The organism is Rhizobium sp. 01T444, from assembly GCF_056398305.1.
On record NZ_JBFTPD010000003.1, the window covers coordinates 346,786 to 364,696 of the forward strand.

Annotated in this window: 14 protein-coding genes; 4 read left to right on the forward strand and 10 right to left on the reverse strand. The window is 59.7% G+C overall.

All coding sequences use genetic code 11. The features are described 5' to 3' along the window. Positions 1-11: 11 nt before the first annotated feature. The 4 genes from AC1DTN_RS07165 (at position 12) to trxA (ending at position 7,869) form a co-directional block, all read left to right on the forward strand. On the forward strand, positions 12-743 hold the full coding sequence (locus tag AC1DTN_RS07165) for a nucleotidyltransferase family protein (protein ID WP_113322150.1): 732 nt from the start codon (positions 12-14) through the stop codon (positions 741-743). A 3-nt stretch (positions 744-746) separates the two neighbouring features. Continuing rightward, positions 747-3,935 (forward strand): double-strand break repair protein AddB, encoded by a 3,189-nt coding sequence (gene addB, locus AC1DTN_RS07170; RefSeq protein ID WP_477920229.1) that lies wholly within the window; start codon positions 747-749, stop codon positions 3,933-3,935. Continuing rightward, positions 3,928-7,473 (forward strand): double-strand break repair helicase AddA, encoded by a 3,546-nt coding sequence (gene addA / locus AC1DTN_RS07175; RefSeq protein ID WP_477920231.1) that lies wholly within the window; start codon positions 3,928-3,930, stop codon positions 7,471-7,473. The genes addB and addA overlap by 8 nt, the downstream gene beginning before the upstream one ends. 75 nt (positions 7,474-7,548) lie before the next feature. Beyond that, the gene (gene trxA / locus AC1DTN_RS07180) at positions 7,549-7,869 is read left to right on the forward strand and encodes a thioredoxin (RefSeq protein WP_310389827.1); all 321 of its coding nucleotides are present in this window, start codon (positions 7,549-7,551) and stop codon (positions 7,867-7,869) included. Between the two features lie 47 nt (positions 7,870-7,916). Here trxA and AC1DTN_RS07185 read toward each other — a convergent pair whose 3' ends face one another. The 10 genes from AC1DTN_RS07185 to AC1DTN_RS07230 form a co-directional block, all read right to left on the reverse strand. Beyond that, on the reverse strand, positions 7,917-9,269 hold the full coding sequence (locus AC1DTN_RS07185; RefSeq protein WP_477920233.1) for a bifunctional folylpolyglutamate synthase/dihydrofolate synthase: 1,353 nt from the start codon (positions 9,267-9,269) through the stop codon (positions 7,917-7,919). Between the two features lie 30 nt (positions 9,270-9,299). Next, positions 9,300-10,202 carry an acetyl-CoA carboxylase, carboxyltransferase subunit beta gene (accD, locus tag AC1DTN_RS07190; protein WP_477920234.1) on the reverse strand — a complete coding sequence of 301 codons (903 nt, stop codon included), beginning with the start codon at positions 10,200-10,202 and terminating at the stop codon, positions 9,300-9,302. 39 nt (positions 10,203-10,241) lie between these two features. Beyond that, positions 10,242-11,081, reverse strand: a complete 840-nt coding sequence (gene trpA / locus AC1DTN_RS07195) for a tryptophan synthase subunit alpha (protein WP_477920236.1) — start codon at positions 11,079-11,081, stop codon at positions 10,242-10,244. A gap of 6 nt (positions 11,082-11,087) precedes the next feature. Next, complete coding sequence (gene trpB / locus AC1DTN_RS07200; protein WP_007813770.1) at positions 11,088-12,308, reverse strand: tryptophan synthase subunit beta; 1,221 nt, start codon at positions 12,306-12,308, stop codon at positions 11,088-11,090. A 2-nt stretch (positions 12,309-12,310) separates the two neighbouring features. Beyond that, on the reverse strand, positions 12,311-12,979 hold the full coding sequence (locus AC1DTN_RS07205; protein WP_439016927.1) for a phosphoribosylanthranilate isomerase: 669 nt from the start codon (positions 12,977-12,979) through the stop codon (positions 12,311-12,313). A gap of 72 nt (positions 12,980-13,051) precedes the next feature. After that, on the reverse strand, positions 13,052-13,810 hold the full coding sequence (locus AC1DTN_RS07210) for a M48 family metallopeptidase (protein WP_477920237.1): 759 nt from the start codon (positions 13,808-13,810) through the stop codon (positions 13,052-13,054). Between the two features lie 90 nt (positions 13,811-13,900). Then, positions 13,901-14,335 carry a DUF2852 domain-containing protein gene (locus AC1DTN_RS07215; RefSeq protein WP_113300854.1) on the reverse strand — a complete coding sequence of 145 codons (435 nt, stop codon included), beginning with the start codon at positions 14,333-14,335 and terminating at the stop codon, positions 13,901-13,903. 144 nt (positions 14,336-14,479) lie between these two features. Beyond that, positions 14,480-15,754 (reverse strand): polyhydroxyalkanoate depolymerase, encoded by a 1,275-nt coding sequence (locus tag AC1DTN_RS07220; RefSeq protein ID WP_477920238.1) that lies wholly within the window; start codon positions 15,752-15,754, stop codon positions 14,480-14,482. A 207-nt stretch (positions 15,755-15,961) separates the two neighbouring features. Continuing rightward, positions 15,962-16,804: a fumarylacetoacetate hydrolase family protein gene (locus AC1DTN_RS07225; protein ID WP_037102235.1), complete on the reverse strand. Its 843-nt coding sequence runs from the start codon at positions 16,802-16,804 to the stop codon at positions 15,962-15,964. 92 nt (positions 16,805-16,896) lie between these two features. Beyond that, positions 16,897-17,850 carry a glutathione S-transferase family protein gene (locus AC1DTN_RS07230; protein WP_477920240.1) on the reverse strand — a complete coding sequence of 318 codons (954 nt, stop codon included), beginning with the start codon at positions 17,848-17,850 and terminating at the stop codon, positions 16,897-16,899. Positions 17,851-17,911: the final 61 nt, after the last annotated feature.

Sequence of the window (17,911 nt, forward strand, 5' to 3'; positions counted from 1 at the left end):
ACCGGATCAGTATGACCATCAGACAAGCCATGGTACTGGCCGCGGGGCTCGGAACCCGCATGCGCCCGATTACCAACACGATTCCGAAGCCTCTGGTGAAGATCGGCGAAAAGCCGATGATCGATTATGCGCTGGATTCGCTTGTCGAAGCCGGTGTGGAGCGAGCGGTCGTCAATGTGCATCATTTCGCCGACCAGATGGAAACTCACCTTAAGAGCTATCCCGGGCTTGATATCCTCGTTTCCGACGAGCGCGAGGCGCTGATGGATTCCGGCGGCGGGCTGGCAAAGGGGCTGAAGCTGCTCGGCCGCGAACCGGTCTTCGTCATGAACGCCGATCTTTTCTGGATCGGCGAGCCGGCGGGTCAACCCAGCAATCTGCGACGATTAGCCGGATTCTTCGATGCCGAACGCATGGATATGGCCCTGCTATGCGTGCGCATCAAGGACACAACGGGGCATAACGGCAAGAACGACTTCAGCCTGGGGCCTGACGGTCGATTGACGCGTTATCGTGACGATCCCTCCAATCCAGTTGTCTATGCCGGTGCGATCGTCATGCGCCCCGCACTGCTGGACGATGCACCCGAGGAAGCCTTCAACCTCAATATCTATTTCGACAAGGCGATCGCCCGCGGCCGGCTTTTCGGCATGATGATGGAAGGCCATTGGCTGACGGTCGGCACGCCTGACGCAATTGACGATGCGGAGGAGACGATCCGGCGGTTCCGGACGTTTGCGTGACGCATGGTAGAGCGGCACCGGCCACGCATTCTGACGATTCCATCCGGCCTTCCCTTCCTGAAGACGCTGGCAAGTTCGCTTTGTGACGGACGCCTGACACCGCTTTTCCTGCATGATCCCGCTGATCCGCTTTCGCTTGTCAAGGTGACGATCTATCTGCCGACCCGGCGCGCCGTACGTGTCCTGCGTTCGGAATTCGTCGATCTGCTCGGCGGCCGCTCGGCGATCCTGCCGGTCATCCGGCCACTGGGAGAGACGGACGACGACAGCGGCTATTTTGACGAGGCGCTGCCCGCGACGATCGATCTTGCCCAGCCGCTTTCCAATATCGCGCGCCTTCTGGAACTGGCCCGGCTGATCCTTGCCTGGCGCAACAAGCTGCCGGAGATCGTCCGGCATATCCATTCGGAATCGCCTCTCGTCGCGCCGGCAAGCCCGGCGGATGCCATCTGGCTTGCCCGCAATCTGGCGGAATTGATCGATTCGATCGAAACCGAGGATCTTGCATGGTCTGAACTCGGCAAGCTTGATACGGGTGATTATGCGGCCTGGTGGCAATTGACGGCGGAGTTCCTGCAGATCGCCAGTGCCTTCTGGCCGGAACGCCTGATCGAACTTGGCCGATCGTCGCCGGCCCGCCATCGCAATGCCATCCTGCGCGCCGAGGCCGGCCGTCTCTCGATGATGAAGCCTGCCGGTCCGATCATCATCGCTGGCTCGACGGGTTCGCTTCCTGCCACGGCCGATCTCATCGGCGCCGTGGCGAACCTTCCGGAAGGCGTGATCGTGTTGCCCGGCCTCGACCTTTCCATGCCGGAGGAGCACTGGTCTCTGGTCGCTCCTGATCTCCTGCCGGGTCAACGGGCCAACCCGGCAAGCCGCACGCATCCGCAGTATGGTCTTTCCGTTCTGCTGAAACGGCTGAAACTCAGCCGCGAGGACGTTCAGCCGATCGAGGAAGCGGAAGCCGATCTGCGCTCTCGGGCGGAAGTCCTCTCGCGGGCGCTTACTCCATCAGAGGCGACGAGCGGCTGGGGCGATTGGAAAAAAGACCTGCCGGAAGGGACCGTTGCCGCGGCATTCGCGGACGTATCGATGATCGAAGCCGCCAACGAGCGCGAGGAGGCGACGGCGATTGCCGTTGCTCTGCGGCTTGCACTGGAACAGCCGGGCAGCGATGGCGAAAGCAGAGCTGCGCTTATTACGCCAGACCGCAATCTGGCGCGCCGTGTTATGGGGGAGCTTTCCCGCTTCGGCATTCTCGCCGACGATTCAGCCGGTACGCCACTTTCGGCAACGCCGCAGGGCACGCTGCTGCAATTGCTCCTGGAATCGACTCTGCGTCCCGGCGATCCGGTCGCCATCGTTTCGCTGCTCAAACATCCGCTTGCCCGCTTCGGGCTGGAGCGCGGCTTTCTGACCGGGGCTGTCGAGGCATTGGAGTTGCTGGCGCTGCGCGGCGGCGTGACGGAGGTTGATATCGGATCGCTCGAACAGCTGCTCGACCATCAGCTTTCGGAGCAAGCGCTCGACAGGCACGTGCCGGTGTGGCGCAAATCGCTGCCATCTGAAGCAGCGGAGATGGCCCGCAGGTTAGCCCAGAAAGTTGAACGTGCCGTGAAACCACTGGTATCGGCGCTCGTGCGGCATCGTGGGGATGATGATGGCCTGACGACCGGCATCTCGCTCTCGCAATGGGCCGAACGGACGGGCCGCGCCCTGGAAGGTATCGCTGACGACGAACATGGCAATCTGGCAGGCCTCTGGTCCGGTGAAGCGGGCGATGCCCTGGCGAGCCTGCTTGGCGAAGTCATCGATACCGATGGCCAGATGGAAGCGGATGGGCCGCAATGGATCGATATCATGGTGGCGCTCTCCGCCGGCCATGCCGTCAAGCCCGGTGCCCTCAGCCACCCTCGCCTCTTTATTTTCGGGACGCTGGAAGCGCGCCTGCAGAATGTCGATACGCTGATACTCGGCAGCCTCAATGAAGGATCATGGCCAGGACAGACCGCCAACAATCCCTTCGTCTCCCGTATGATGAAGACAGAAATCGGGCTGGAGCCGCCGGAACGGCGCATCGGCCAGCTGGCGCATGATTTCGAGATGGCAAACGGGACGCGCCATCTGATCTATTCACGCGCCTTGCGCCAGGGTTCGACGCCAACGGTCGCCTCCCGGTGGCTGCAACGGCTGCTGGCGCTCGGCGGCGAGGATTTCGAAGAGCAATTGCGCAAGCGGGGCGCGCGCTTCGTTCACTGGGCAAACCAGATAGACCTCGGCGACAATCAGGCGCCAGCGCAGAGGCCCTCTCCCAAGCCGCCACGGGAACTGCAGCCCAAATCCTATTCCTTCAGCGAAGTCGGTCGGCTGCGCCGCGACCCCTATGCGATTTATGCTCGGCGCGTGCTGCGGCTCGATCCCGTCGACCCATTCAATCGCGATCCGGGCGCAGCGGAACGCGGTACTCTCTACCACAAGATTATCGATCGCTTTGTTCGCGAGGACCATACAGCAGGAACGCCGGAGGCGGCAGCGGCGATGGAAATCATCCTGACCGAACTCTTCGACATGGAGCAGTTGCCGCCGCATATCGACGCCGTCTGGCGGCCGCGCTTCCGCGAAGTCGCGCGCGCTTTCCTGAAATGGGAGGCCGGGCGGCAATCCGATGTGCAGAAGAGGCTGACGGAAGTGAGGGGCGGTGTCGAACTCGATGGGATCGATATCCGGCTCACCGGCGTTGCCGACCGTATCGATATCAAGGGGCCAAACAGCGCCGACATCATAGACTACAAGACTGGCTACAACCCCTCTCCGACACAGGCCCGCGCCTTGCTCGACCCGCAGCTCGCGCTTGAGGCCGCTGCCCTTCAGGCCGGCGCCTTCCGTGATGCCGGCAGCCTTGTACCGAGCGACCTCCTCTATGTCCGCTTGCGGCCGGGCAGCCGCTTCCTGGTGGACAAGGTCAATAACGAGGAGGCCAACAGCGACAAGGCAAAATCGGCAATGCAGCTTGCCGAAGAATCGATCGACCAGCTGGTAAAATTCGTCACCCTGCTGCAGTCCGGTGAGAAGGGTTTTACCTCGCGGCTGATCCCCGCCCAACAATTCGATTTCGGCGGCGATTACGATCATCTTGCCCGCGTTGCGGAATGGGCAACTGCTGACCCGGAAGGAGGAGGCGATGAATGATCCGACCGCGCTTCCGGAGGGTGACGATCCCGGTACCTGGATCGGCTGGACGACGATCCAGCAGGCGATCGCTTCTGATCCGACCCGTTCTGCCTGGGTGTCGGCCAATGCCGGCTCCGGCAAAACGCATGTTCTGACCCAGCGGGTGATCCGGCTGCTGCTTGCCGGTGCAAGGCCTTCCGCCATTCTCTGCCTCACCTATACGAAGGCTGCCGCCTCCGAAATGTCGAACCGCGTCTTCGAACGGCTGGCGGAATGGGCGATTTTCCCGGATGAAGAGCTTGCCAAGCGCATCACACAGATCGAAGGTCGTGAGCCGGATTCCCTGAAGCTTGCGGAAGCAAGACGACTGTTTGCCAAGGCACTGGAAACACCGGGTGGTCTGAAGATCCAGACGATCCACGCCTTCTGCGAAGCACTGCTGCACCAGTTTCCGCTGGAAGCAAACGTCGCCGGGCACTTCTCCGTCCTCGATGATCGAGCGGCAGAGACCCTGCTCGCCGACGCACGACGCTCGCTGCTGACGGCAACGGCACCGGAGAACGGCCGGAACCTCGCTGGCGCCTTCACCTATGTGCTTAATCTCGGTGATGAATCCGGGCTTGAAAATCTGCTCGGCGAGATCGTTGCCAACCGTAACGCCATACGCCGCTTCATAACCGCTGCCGAACAGCATGGCGGCGCCGACAAGTTGCTGCGAAAGAAACTCGGGCTTTCACCTGATGATACGGAAGAGGGGCTGGCCGAGCGATACTGGCCCTTGCCAGGTCTCTCGGATGCGGTGCTGGAACTTTATCTTTCGCTCGCCGCTGCAAAGGGTGGCGCGAAGGCTCAAGACGTCGCCGAGGGTTTGCGCCGCGCTGCCCGCGAACGGGATGTTACCGCGCGCGCGCAGATACTGGAGAAAGTTTTCCTGACATCGAAAGGTGAGCCGAAGACGGACGGGCAATTCTTTGTCAAGGCGATGCTTGCTGAAGCACCGCAGCTTAGTGATGCTATCGCTTCTGCGCGTGCGCATGTCGTCAATTGCCGCGACCGGCTGAAATTGATGCGGATGCACACAGCAACCCATGCCGCTCTCGTGCTCGCTGACCGTCTGAACCGGGATTATGAGGAGCTGAAAAAACAGCGCAGCCATCTCGACTTCGAGGACCTGATCACCCGCACTGCGGACCTGCTCACCAAGAGTGGCGTCGGTCCGTGGATCCATTACAAGCTCGATCAGGGTATCGACCATATCCTCGTCGACGAGGCGCAGGATACCAGCCCTGTTCAATGGAGCGTCATCCAGTCGCTGGCGGAGGATTTCTTCTCAGGAGAAAGTTCGCGGCCTCTCGTCCGGACACTGTTTGCCGTCGGTGACGAGAAACAGTCGATCTATTCCTTCCAGGGCGCGCGGCCGGAACGGTTTTCCGAGGAGAAGGAACGAACGCAGCGTCGCGTGCAGAACAGCGGCCTCGCCTTCTCGACCGTTCGCCTGCCGCTGTCCTTCCGCTCTACCTCCGACGTTCTGCTCGCGGTCGATCACATCTTCACCCCACCGGAGAATGCACGCGGCCTCGGCACCGAGCCGGTCGTTCATCGCTCCAGCCGTATCGGCCATCCTGGGGCCGTCGATCTCTGGGAAATGGTCGTGCCCGATGTCGTGATAAAGGATGAGGACTGGACCGCTCCCTTCGATGCGACGCCCGAGAGCGCGCCAGCCGCCATTCTTGCACGGCGCATCGCTCATACGATCGGTACTCTTGTGGGACACGAAACGATCGTCGAAAAGGGCAAGGAACGCTTCATAGAAGCCGGCGATATCCTCGTTCTCGTCCGCAAACGCGACGCCTTCGTCAATGCGCTGACGCGTGAACTGAAGCGGCGTGGCGACATTCCCGTCGCCGGCGCGGACCGGCTGGTGCTGACCAGTCATATCGCCGTACAGGATCTGCTGGCGCTCGGCCGTTTTCTGCTCCTGCCGGAAGACGATCTTTCGCTGGCCGCCCTCCTGAAGAGCCCTCTCTTCAATCTTTCGGAGGAGGATATTTTTGCGGTTGCGGCGCTCCGCGACGACCATGAAAGCGTCTGGCACCATCTTCGCAAATATGCCGCCGACGGCAATGAGCGCCTCGGCACGGCCGTCGCAAGGCTGGAGCTCTTTCTTGCCCAGTCCCGAAGCCTTTCGGTCCATGATTTCTATGCCCGTGTCCTCGGCAGTCATGGCGGCCGGCGGCAGTTTCTGGCGCGGCTCGGTACCGAAGTCAGCGATATCCTCGACGAATTCCTGACCTTTGCGCTCGACCACGAGACATCGGGTCTCCCCGGCCTGCAATCCTTCATCTCGACGCTTGAGCTTGAAGCGCCGGAAGTGAAGCGCGAACAGGACAAGGGCCGCAACGAGGTGCGCATCATGACGGTGCATGCCTCCAAAGGTCTCGAAGCGCCAATCGTCTTTCTGGTCGATGGCGGCTCGAAGGCTTTTACCCACACCCACCTGCCAAAGCTTCGGTTGCTTGATGCCGGGCCGGACGAGCCGCCGATACCAGTGTGGATTCCCGTCAGTGATCTCGGCAATTCGCTGACGTTGACCGATGCAGCGCGCATCCAGCTTCTTGCCGAAGAGGAATACCGGCGCCTGCTCTACGTGGCGATGACACGCGCCGCCGACCGGCTGATCGTCTGCGGCTATCGCGGCGTGCGGCTGAACACCGACACCTGGCATATGATGATTTCCACCGCGCTCGACGCGGAGCATCCGCATGTCGAAAAGGCGACTTTCGCGGGCCCGGATGGCGAGTGGGACGGCATGCGCTGGCGTGTGCCGCAGGTCGAGCGCAGCTTCGAGCGAATGGACCGTGCGCCTGAACAGGCAACTGTCGAAACGATCCCCCCGGACCTTTTCCGCCCTTTGCCGCCGCAAAAACAACTGCCTCGGCCGCTTAGCCCTTCCGGTGCCGGAACGATCATCGATGAGGAGGCCGATGATCTCTTGGTGACCTCACCGCTCTTCGGCGATCAAGAGGGCAGCGATCGCTCCCTGGAAAAGGGCCGTCTTATCCATCGGATGCTTCAGGCTCTTCCCGATATTCCGGCGGAGGAGCGGGCCGAGGCAGCGAAGCGTTACACTGAACGCGCGGCACGATTCTGGCCCACTATCGAGCGGCAGGCTTTAGTCGATTCGGTTGTGAAACTTTTGCAGGATGAAAGGCTTCAAGCCGTCTTCAACGTTCATGCCCAGGCGGAAATTTCGATCATGGGAACCTTGACGCTGGAAGGCCGGGAGTATGCCGTCTCCGGCCGGATTGACCGGCTTGCTGTCCTGCCAGACAGCGTCGTCATTCTGGACTACAAGACAAATCGCGTTCCACCGACAAACGAAGATAAAATCCCTTTTGCGCACAAGGCGCAGCTTGCGATCTATCGGGAAATATTGAAGCCGCTCTATCCTGCCAAACGGATCGATTGCATGCTGGTCTATACGGAAAATGCGACCATCCATACTCTTGGCGAACAGGCTTTGGCTTCGGCACTTGCAGGACTCAACACAAAGTGAAATATCGGACATTGAAATTCCGGCACCGCACCCTCACATGTTACGCAACAGCAAATTCCGGTAAAGGAGCAGCCTATGGCTACCGTTAAGGTCGATATCAACAACTTCCAGTCGGAAGTTCTGGAGTCCGCAGAACCAGTCGTCGTCGATTTCTGGGCTGAATGGTGCGGTCCGTGCAAAATGATTGCTCCGAGCCTCGAAGAAATCGCCACGGAAATGGCCGGCAAGGTCAAGGTTGCCAAGCTCAACATCGATGAAAACCCGGAACTGGCTGCCCAGTTCGGTGTTCGCTCGATCCCGACGCTTGCAATCTTCAAGGGCGGCGAAGTTGCCGATATCTCCATCGGCGCAAAGCCGAAGACGGCGCTTTCCAATTGGATTTCCAGCGCAGCCTGATGATATCGATAGTTCGATGCAAAAAGCCCGGCAAATGCCGGGCTTTTTCATTTAGGGGGTGTGCCGTTTTCCGCCAGCACGTCGCCGACGAGATAAAGAGAGCCGCCGATGAGGATACGTGGCGGCGCCGCCTCCGGGTCGACGCTCGAAGCGATCGCGTCCAGGGCGTCGGTGACTGATGACATCGGTTCGGCCACAAGCCCGGCATCATAGGCGGCGTGGGCCAGAATCACCGGATCGATCATCGCCTCGCTGCCGCGGATCGGCAYGCAATAGATCTTCTCCGCCAGATCCGCAAAGGCCTTGAAATAGCCGACCGGGTCCTTGGTGTTGATCATACCCGATATCAGGAACAGCGGACGGGACTGGCGCTCTTCGAAATTTGCCATGGCTTCGGCAATCACTTCACCAGCACCCGGATTATGGCCGCCATCGACCCAGATTTCCGACCGGGCCGGCGCGTGGCTCAGAAGCCTGCCTTCTGTCAATTTCTGCAGGCGGCCGGGCCACTCCACCGTTTCCATTGCCTTTTCCATCATCGGTTCGGCGACGGTAAAGCCTGCGGCCTTGACCGCCCGGATGGCGGCTGCGGCATTGGCATATTGATGGCGACCGGGAAGGCGCGGCAAAGGCAGATCCGCAAGGCCGAAATCGTCCTGATAGATCAGCCGGCCATATTCCTCATGCGCGATGAAATCCTGTCCGAAAACGGCGCTCGGGCAGTGCAACCGTTCGGCCGTCGACATCAGCACGTCAAGGGCTGCGTCATACTCCTGATGGCCAATGACGACGGAATGGCCGCGCTTCATGATGCCGGCCTTTTCCGCTGCAATCAGTTCCACCCGGTCGCCGAGATAGGGCTGATGATCGAGTGAAATCGGCATGATGACCGAAACGGCGGGATCCTCGATGACATTCGTCGCGTCGAAACGACCACCGAGACCGACCTCGATGATTGCGGCATCGGCTGGATGTTCAGAAAAAAGAATGAAAGTGACGGCCGTCAGTATTTCAAAGACGGTAATCTTCTCCCCGCCATTGGCCTTCGCCACGCGTCGCAAAACTTCTGCGAAAACGCTATCATCAACCAGTTGACCACGCCCGCCTGGAACACCCAGGCGGTAACGTTCATGCCAGTTTACGAGATGCGGAGAGGTATGGACATGGGCGCTGTAGCCGCCCGCTTCCAGAAGCGCGCGGCAGAAAGCTGATGTCGAGCCCTTGCCGTTGGTGCCGGCGATATGGATGACGGGGGGAAGGTTGCGCTCCGGATTGCCAAGCGCCTCCAGAAGGCGCTTGATGCGGTCCAATGACAAATCGTAGCCCTTGGGATGCAATCCCATGAGCTTTTCGATTTCCTGCGCCGCCTCACTCACCGCGATCTGGCCTCTGTCTGTCATCGGCCCGCCCTATTCTGTGAGATCTGCTGCTCAGGCGCTCGCCGCCAGAGCAATCACTCCATTGGCATCATTTGCCGCCGTAGCCGGCTTCTTGGTCAGGATTTTCAACAGACGCGCCAGCGTCTCCGGAATATCATGACGCTTGACGACCATGTCGACCACGCCGTGTTCCAGCAGATATTCCGAGGTCTGGAAGCCCTCGGGGAGCTTTTCACGCAGCGTCTGTTCGATGACGCGCTTGCCGGCAAAGCCGATTTCGGCACCCGGTTCCGCCAGATGAATATCGCCAAGCATGGCGTAGGAGGCCGTTACGCCGCCGGTGGTCGGGTTTGTCAGAACCACGATGTAGGGCTGGCCTGCTTCCTTGAGCATGTCGACGGCCACCGTCGTGCGCGGCAGCTGCATCAAGGATAGAATGCCTTCCTGCATCCGCGCGCCGCCGGAGGCCGGGAACATGACGAGCGGGCACTTCTCCGCAATCGCGCGTTCGAAGGCTTTGACGATCGCTTCGCCGGCAGCCATGCCAAGCGAACCACCGATGAAATTGAATTCATGAACGACCGCGACGAGCTTCAGGCCCTTCACGCTGCCGAGACCGGCAAGGATCGTATCTTCCTGCTCGGTCTTGAGGCGGCTGTCGCGCAGACGGTCGCTATACTTCTTGGAATCGCGGAACTTCAGCGGATCCTGGGCGACCTTCGGCTGCGGCAAAGCTTCGTATTCGCCGTTGTCGAACAGGTCGGCAAGGCGCGCCTTTGCGGGCATCTTCATGTGGTAGCCGGAAGCGGGAATGACCCACTTGTTGCTTTCCAGGTCCTTGTGAAAAACCATCTCGCCCGTTTCCGGGCACTTGATCCAGAGGTTCTCCGGCACTTCGCGACGGCCCAGCATGGAATTGATCCGCGGGCGAACGTAGTTAGTGATCCAGTTCAACTCGAATACTCCTGATTGACTAGTGCCAATGTGGGGAAACTATTCGGCAGCAACAAGGCGCGCCGAACGCGTTCCTGTGGAAAGACCGCGAACGAGTGTCGCAACGGCCTGAACCGTGTCGGCCGTCGCCTTTCCATCCGCCGTCAGGGTGTTGGCTACCTGATTGACGATCGCGGTACCGACAACCACACCATCGGCCGAAGCACCGATGACCTTTGCGTGCTCTGCCGTCTTGACGCCGAAGCCGACGCAAACGGGCAGATCGGTATGGTCCTTGATGCGCTTGACCGCACCCGAAATCAGCGACGGATCCGGCAAAGCCGAACCGGTGATGCCGTTCATAGAAACGTAATAGACGAAGCCAGACGTGTTCTTCAGCACGGTCGGCAGGCGCTTCTCATCCGTCGTCGGTGTTGCCAGACGAATGAAATTGATGCCCTTCTTCAGCGCCGGGATGCAGAGCTCGTCATCCATTTCCGGCGGCAGGTCGACGATGATCAGACCGTCGATGCCGGATGCCAGCGCATCGTCGAGAAACTTCTCGACGCCGTAGATATAGATCGGGTTGTAGTAGCCCATCATGACGATCGGTGTTGCATCGTTGGTCTTGCGGAAGTCGGCAGCGAGCTGCAGCGTCTTCTTCAGCGTTTGACCACCCTTCAGGGCGCGCTGGCCGGCCAACTGGATCGCCGGGCCATCGGCCATCGGATCGGAAAAGGGCATGCCGAGTTCGATGACGTCGGAGCCGGCTTCCGGCAGCGCCTTCATGATGCCGAGCGAGGTCTCGTAATCAGGATCGCCACCCATGAAATAGGTTACGAGCGCCGGGCGGCCTTCCGCCTTCAGATCGGCGAAGCGTTTATCCATACGTGCGGTCATGTCTCTTTACTCACCCATTCCCAGGATCTTGCCGACAGTGAAGATGTCCTTGTCGCCACGGCCGGACAGGTTCATCAGAATGATCTCGTCCTTGCCCATCTTGGGCGCGCGCTTGATGACTTCGGCAAGCGCATGCGAAGGCTCGAGCGCGGGAATGATGCCCTCGAGACGAGTCAGTATCTGGAAGGCTTCGAGCGCCTCATGATCCATGATCGGCACGTATTCGGCGCGGCCGATATCGTTGAGCCACGAATGTTCCGGGCCGATGCCAGGATAGTCGAGGCCGGCCGAGATCGAATGGCCTTCCTTGATCTGACCGTCATTGTCCTGCAGCAGATAGGTGCGGTTGCCGTGCAGCACGCCCGGTGAGCCGGCTGTGATCGAGGCGCAGTGCTCATCGCCCTGCAACCCCTTGCCGCCCGCTTCGACGCCGACGATCTTGACGTCCTTGTCATCGAGGAAAGGATGGAAGATGCCGATCGCATTCGAACCGCCGCCGACCGCAGCGATGACGAGATCTGGGAGGCGGCCCTCGGCCTCAAGGATCTGCTGCTTGGCTTCCGTGCCGATGACCGCCTGGAAATCCCGCACCATTTCCGGATAGGGATGCGGGCCGGCGGCCGTGCCGATCAGATAATAGGTGTCATCGACGTTGGTGACCCAGTCACGCAGCGCCTCATTCATCGCATCCTTCAGCGTGCCGCTGCCGGCCGTGACCGGCTTTACTTCGGCACCCAGAAGCTTCATGCGGAAAACGTTTGGCGCCTGACGCTCGACGTCGGTGGCGCCCATATAGACGACACAGGGAAATCCGAAGCGGGCGGCGACGGTGGCGGAAGCCACGCCATGCTGGCCGGCACCGGTCTCGGCGATAATGCGCGTCTTGCCCATGCGCTTGGCGAGCAGGATCTGGCCGATGCAGTTGTTGATCTTGTGCGAGCCGGTATGGTTCAGCTCTTCACGCTTGAAATAGATCTTGGCGCCGCCGAGATGCTGGGTCAGGCGCTCGGCGTAATAGAGCGGGCTCGGCCGGCCGATATAGTGGGTGCCGAGCTGTTTCAATTCCGCCTGAAATTCCGGATCGTCCTTCGCCTTGTTCCACTCCTCCTGCAAATCGAGGATCAAAGGCATCAGGGTTTCGGCCACGAAGCGGCCCCCATAAATGCCGAAGCGTCCGTCTTCGTCCGGACCGGCGCGGAAGGAATTCGGTTTAGGCGTCTCGTTCACTTTCAACTCCCTGAGGTCGTTTCAGGCAGGCATGCCTGTTCAACCGCATCGAAAAATTCATCGATCATGTCCAGGCTCTTCACGCCCGGCGCACTCTCGACACCAGAGGCAGTATCGACACCTGGCGCCTTCGTCATTGCAAGCGCCTGTCCGACATTGGCCTTGTTGAGCCCACCGGAAAGCATGTAGTCGACATTGCCGTCAAGCCAGGTGAGCAGACCCCAATCAAAGGAAACGCCATTGCCGCCCGGTAGTTCAGATCCTTTTGGCGGCTTGGCATCGAAGAGGAAGCGGTCGGCGATGCCAATATAGGCCTCGACCCTCTTCAGGTCGTCGGTGCTGCGGACCGACAAGGCCTTGATCACAGGGATGCCATACATCGCCTTGATGGTCAGCACGCGCTCAGGGCTCTCGCTACCATGGAGCTGCAGCATATCCGGGCGCAAAAGTGCAACGATTTCATCAAGATCATCATTGCTCGGATCGACCACGACAGCGACGATCTTCGCCTTGCCGCGCGCAGGTTCCGCGAGCTTGCCGGCAATGTCCGGCTCGACGTAACGCGGGCTTTTCTGGAAAAAATTGAAGCCGATATGCGTCGCTCCGCGCTTCAATGCGCGCTCGACAGTCTCAGGCGTCTTCAAACCGCAGATCTTGATATCCGGTCTCATGGCAGCGAAGTGACACGAAACGGGCGAAGAGTCGAGCCAATTTGCAATGGCGGCCGCATTTAACGGCGGCGCTTAATCGAACTCTATGGCGTGCAGCTGACTGCCGTGACGCTTCAGCCAGGACTTCGCCTCTTCCATGTGCGGGCAGAGCTTCTTGCAGAGCGCCCAGAAGTGTGGACCGTGGTTCATTTCCTTCAGATGCGCGACCTCATGGGCGGCGAGATAATCAATCACCGAAGGCGGCGCCATGACGATGCGCCAGGAGAAGCTCAGATTTCCTTCCGAAGAGCAGGAACCCCAGCGGCTGCGAGTATCTTTCATCGAAATCGAGCGGATCGGCGCCTTGATGGAACCGGCATGCAGCCGCGACAATCTCTCAAGATCGCTGCGCGCCTCCTTCTTGAGGAAGGTCGCGATGCGCCGGCCGATATGTTCCGGCATGCCGCTGACGCGAAGTAACGGTTTGCCGTCCATCACGACAGCCTCAGTCAGCCCACGCAGGCTGCCTGTGTGCTCGATGCGATGTCTGACACCGCGAAAGAGAATTTCGCCGCCGTCGCGCAGGCCCGCATCCGTCGAGAATTTCGCAAGCTTGGTCAGCAGCCAGCCCTGATGCCGATCAAGGAAGGCGTTGACTTCGCGGGCGGCAAGCCCCTTCGGCACCGTCATCTTCAATGCACGGCCGCCCGGCTCGATACGGAGCGTGATCCGGGTTGCCCGATCATGCTGCTTGATCGTCAAGGGCATCAGACGGCCGGCGACATCCAGCGTCCGCTTTTCGGGCGGCGACGGTTTTTTCGTCGTACGGCGGATCTTTGGAAGCGGAAACATAGGGGTTTTCTATACGATTCGGGAGAAATCCGGGCAAAGAAAAACCGGCATCGTATCCGGTGCCGGCCGTAGATTCTTTGTGATCACGCCTTACGGCGTCTGGTATTCGGCGACCGGGCCATTATCGTCGCGTCGGTTGTTCTTGCGCTCGCGCATGAAGCGATCGAATTCTTCCTGATCCTTGGCGCGACGAAGCTCGCGCAGGTAGGAATCGAATTCCTCACGCATTTCATCAAGCTTGCGGCGCTCTTCTTCCATGCGATCGAGCTCGGCCTTGCGCCAATCGTCGAAGGCGACGTTGCCCGTCGAGAAATGCGGGCGGTGACGGCCGTGCGAACGGCGGCAGCCTGCAAAGAAGCCATCCGTTGCCTGGTTGACGTCACGCTTGAAGCCACGCAGCCGCTCGCCGAAGATGATATAGGCAAGCATGGCCAGCCCCAGAGGCCAGAAAACCATGAAGCCGAGGATCATCAAGGCAACGGTAGCCGGAGTCCAATCCGGGCGAAGCAATGCTGACTGGTTCATCGTGCGGTATCCTCGCGTTCAGCACCCGACAGGATGCCGAGTGCTGAAAAAACAGATGGTTACCGCGGAACCGGCCTTCAAGACGATTTCAGGTTAAATCGAACAAGACCTTGAATCGATGGCATTAAATCAGCGTTTTCTAACTCACGCCGATTTGCCGCCCTTGATGATGCGCTGGACCGGTGGCTTCTTGGCGCGAGAATGCTGGCGCGTGAAGCTGACGATGCGGGGCGCGATCTCGCGGCGGAAGCGGGAACCGTTGAAGACACCATAGTGGCCGACATCCGGCTGCAGGTAATGCATGCGCATGTGCTCAGGGATGTTTACGCAGATGGTCTGGGCTGCATGCGTCTGGCCGACACCGGAGATATCGTCGTTCTCGCCTTCTACGGTTAGCAAGGCCACGTTGCGGATGGCCGAGGGATCAACGCGCTTGCCGCGATGCATCAACTCGCCTTTCGGCAGCGCATGCTTCATGAAGACCTGGTCGACGGTCTGCAGATAAAATTCCGCGGTGAGGTCCATAACGGCGAGATATTCGTCGTAGAAATCGCGGTGCTTTTCCGGTTCGCCGTCGTTCTTCACCAGATGCATAAAGAATTCTTTGTGGGCGATCAGGTGCCGGTCGAGGTTCATCGACATGAAGCCGGAAAGCTGCAGGAAGCCCGGATAGACAGATCGCATGAAGCCCGGCTGCGGCCAGGGCACGTTCATGACGACATTATCGGCAAACCATTCGAGCGGCCGTTCCTTGGCAAGATTGTTGACGGCTGTCGGATTAATGCGGGTATCGATCGGACCGCCCATCAGCGTCATGGACGACGGGGCGAGCGGATCCTTGGCCTCTTCCATGATTGCGGCAGCGGCCAGCACCGGCACGGAGGGCTGACAGACGGCGACAACATGGGTGTCATGGCCGAGGAAATGCAGCATCTCTATGACGTAGTCGATATAATCGGAAAGGTCGAAGGTGCCTTCGGTCATCGGCACCATGCGCGCATCGATCCAGTCCGTGATGTAGATATCGGCGCTGGGCAGAAGGGCCTCGACGGTGCCACGCAGCAGCGTCGCATAATGGCCTGACATCGGCGCGACGATGAGGATGCGCGGGTCGCCGCTGTGGCCGGCCGGAACATCGCGGGAGAAATGGAGGAGATTACAGAAGGAGCGCGCCCAGACGACTTCCTCGCGCACGGAAACCTTCTTGCCGTCGATGACAGTCTCATTGAGCCCGAATTCCGGCTTGCCGTAACGGCGCGTCGTGCGCTCGAACATTTCGAGACTGGCCGAAATGGTGCGCCCTAGCGGGGTCTGTGAGAAGGGGTTCAGCGGATTGGAATAGGCAAAACGCATGATATCTGCTGCAGCGCGGAACGGAGCCAACGCTGCATGGTTCAATTCATAAAGCTGGTAGAACATCGAGGGCGCCACCTTTCTCTATCCGGCAAAGACGACGCCAATTGAAGGGCACCGGACTCTTTCCGTTAACGCTGGCACATCAACGTAGGCTAACAGGTTTTTGTTGCACAGCAACATAACATTACAGTTTGAAAGAAAAATGCCGGAAAATTGATCTCCGGCATTATCTTGGCGCACAAAGTTTAAGCTTTTCAGCAAGAAAAGTCGTTAACGGTCTGCTACGAAGAGCTGCTTCTGGGTGCCGAGACCTTCGATACCGAGTTCGACGACGTCGCCGTCCTTCAGGTAACGCGGCGGCTTCATGCCCATGCCGACACCTGGAGGCGTACCCGTCGAGATAACGTCGCCCGGGTGCAGGGACATGAACTGGCTGAGATAGGACACGACGAAAGCCACGCCATAGACCATGGTTTTCGTGGAACCGTTCTGCATCGTCTGGCCGTTGACCTTGAGCCACATGCCGAGGTTCTGCGGATCGGCAACTTCGTCTTTGGTGACGAGCCAGGGGCCGATCGGTCCGAAGGTGTCGCAGGATTTACCCTTGGTCCACTGGCCCGAGCGCTCGGTCTGGAAGGCGCGCTCGGAGACGTCATCGGAAACGCAGTAACCGGCAACGTAATCCAGCGCTTCGGCCTCGCTCACATATTTCGCGGTTTTGCCGATAACCACGCCAAGTTCGACTTCCCAGTCGGTCTTTTCAGAACCGCGCGGGATCAGCACATTGTCGTTGGGACCAACGATCGCCGAAGTCGCCTTCATGAAGATAACGGGTTCGGGCGGCACGGTCGCGCCGGTTTCAGCCGCATGGTCGGAGTAGTTCAGGCCGATGCAGATGAATTTGCCGGTGCCGGCAACACAGGCGCCGATGCGGCCGGGCGCCAGTTCCGGCAGGCTCTTAGGGTCAAGGGCCGCGATTTTCGCAAGACCTGCCGGCGTGATCGCCTCGCCGCCGATATCGGCGACGTGCGCGGAAAGGTCACGGATCTTGCCATCGGCATCGAGCAGGGCCGGCTTTTCGCGGCCCGCTTCTCCAACGCGCATCAGCTTCATGAATGTCCTCCTCAATGGAAAGTAGATGCGCCACCTATGAACGAATTATTCATCGGTGTCATTATGACTTGCCACGGAAGCGGTACGCCCGCTTAGAAAATTTCCGCCAGTGATGGACCAACCGGAACAATAGGCGTGGGGTTGAGGCTCTCGATCGAATAATAGCCGCGCTTGATGTGATCGAAGTTCACGGTCTCGGCAATGCCGGGCCAATCCAGCATCCGCCGGCAGAAGGACTTGAGGTTAACATAGTCAGAGAGACGCCGCAGATTGCATTTGAAGAGACCGTGATAGGCGACATCAAAACGCGCCAGCGTGACGAACAGACGGATATCGGCCTCCGTCGGATGGTCGGCAAAGAGGAAACTGCGTCCTTCAAGCTGCGGTTCTATCCAGTCGAGGCAAGCGAAAACCTCGGCAAAGGCCTCTTCATAGGCAACCTGCGTCGTTGCGAATCCGGTGCGATAAACGCCATTGTTCAAGGACGAATAGATACGCTCGTTGAAGGCATCGATTTCACCCCGTCGAGCGGCCGGATAAAGATCGAGACTGCCGCGGGCAAGATCGCCAAAGCCGCTGTTCAGCATGCGCAGAATGTCGGAGGATTCATTGTTGACGATCGTTGCACGTTTCTTGTCCCATAGAACGGGGACCGTTGCTCGCCCGGTAAAATGGGGATCCGCTTTTGTGTAGATCTCGTGCATGTAGGTGACGCCGTTCAGCTCATCCGAAGTCGCGCCGGGATAATCGCCAAAACGCCAGCCCTGCTTGCTGAGCGCCGGTTCGACGATCGAAACCGAGATGACGTCTTCGAGCCGCTTAAGCTTGCGGCCGACCAGCGTGCGAGAAGCCCAGGGGCAGATATAGGCGACGTAAAGATGATAGCGTCCGGCTTCCGCGGCAAAACCGCCCTCACCCGTCGGACCAGCGCTGCCGTCAGGTGTCACCCAGTTGCGGAAGCTCGATATCTGGCGGACGAAGCCACCCTTCTCATCCTTCGCCTGGACCGGCTGCCAGTCTTCGGTCCATTTCCCATTCACCAACATGCCGCATCCCCTGATCGATCGGATTTGACGCTGCTTTACCGGGAGTTCCTCGCGCGCGTAA

Bases quoted from the DNA above. Each gene is read 5' to 3' on its own strand.
- AC1DTN_RS07165 (WP_113322150.1), top strand. From the start codon at position 12: ATGACCATCAGACAAGCCATGGTACTGGCCGCGGGGCTCGGAACCCGC.
- addB (WP_477920229.1), top strand. From the start codon at position 747: ATGGTAGAGCGGCACCGGCCACGCATTCTGACGATTCCATCCGGCCTT.
- addA (WP_477920231.1), top strand. From the start codon at position 3,928: ATGAATGATCCGACCGCGCTTCCGGAGGGTGACGATCCCGGTACCTGG.
- trxA (WP_310389827.1), top strand. From the start codon at position 7,549: ATGGCTACCGTTAAGGTCGATATCAACAACTTCCAGTCGGAAGTTCTG.
- trpA (WP_477920236.1), bottom strand. From the start codon at position 11,081: ATGACCGCACGTATGGATAAACGCTTCGCCGATCTGAAGGCGGAAGGC.
- AC1DTN_RS07205 (WP_439016927.1), bottom strand. From the start codon at position 12,979: ATGAGACCGGATATCAAGATCTGCGGTTTGAAGACGCCTGAGACTGTC.
- AC1DTN_RS07210 (WP_477920237.1), bottom strand. From the start codon at position 13,810: ATGTTTCCGCTTCCAAAGATCCGCCGTACGACGAAAAAACCGTCGCCG.
- AC1DTN_RS07215 (WP_113300854.1), bottom strand. From the start codon at position 14,335: ATGAACCAGTCAGCATTGCTTCGCCCGGATTGGACTCCGGCTACCGTT.
- AC1DTN_RS07220 (WP_477920238.1), bottom strand. From the start codon at position 15,754: ATGTTCTACCAGCTTTATGAATTGAACCATGCAGCGTTGGCTCCGTTC.
- AC1DTN_RS07225 (WP_037102235.1), bottom strand. From the start codon at position 16,804: ATGAAGCTGATGCGCGTTGGAGAAGCGGGCCGCGAAAAGCCGGCCCTG.
- AC1DTN_RS07230 (WP_477920240.1), bottom strand. From the start codon at position 17,850: ATGTTGGTGAATGGGAAATGGACCGAAGACTGGCAGCCGGTCCAGGCG.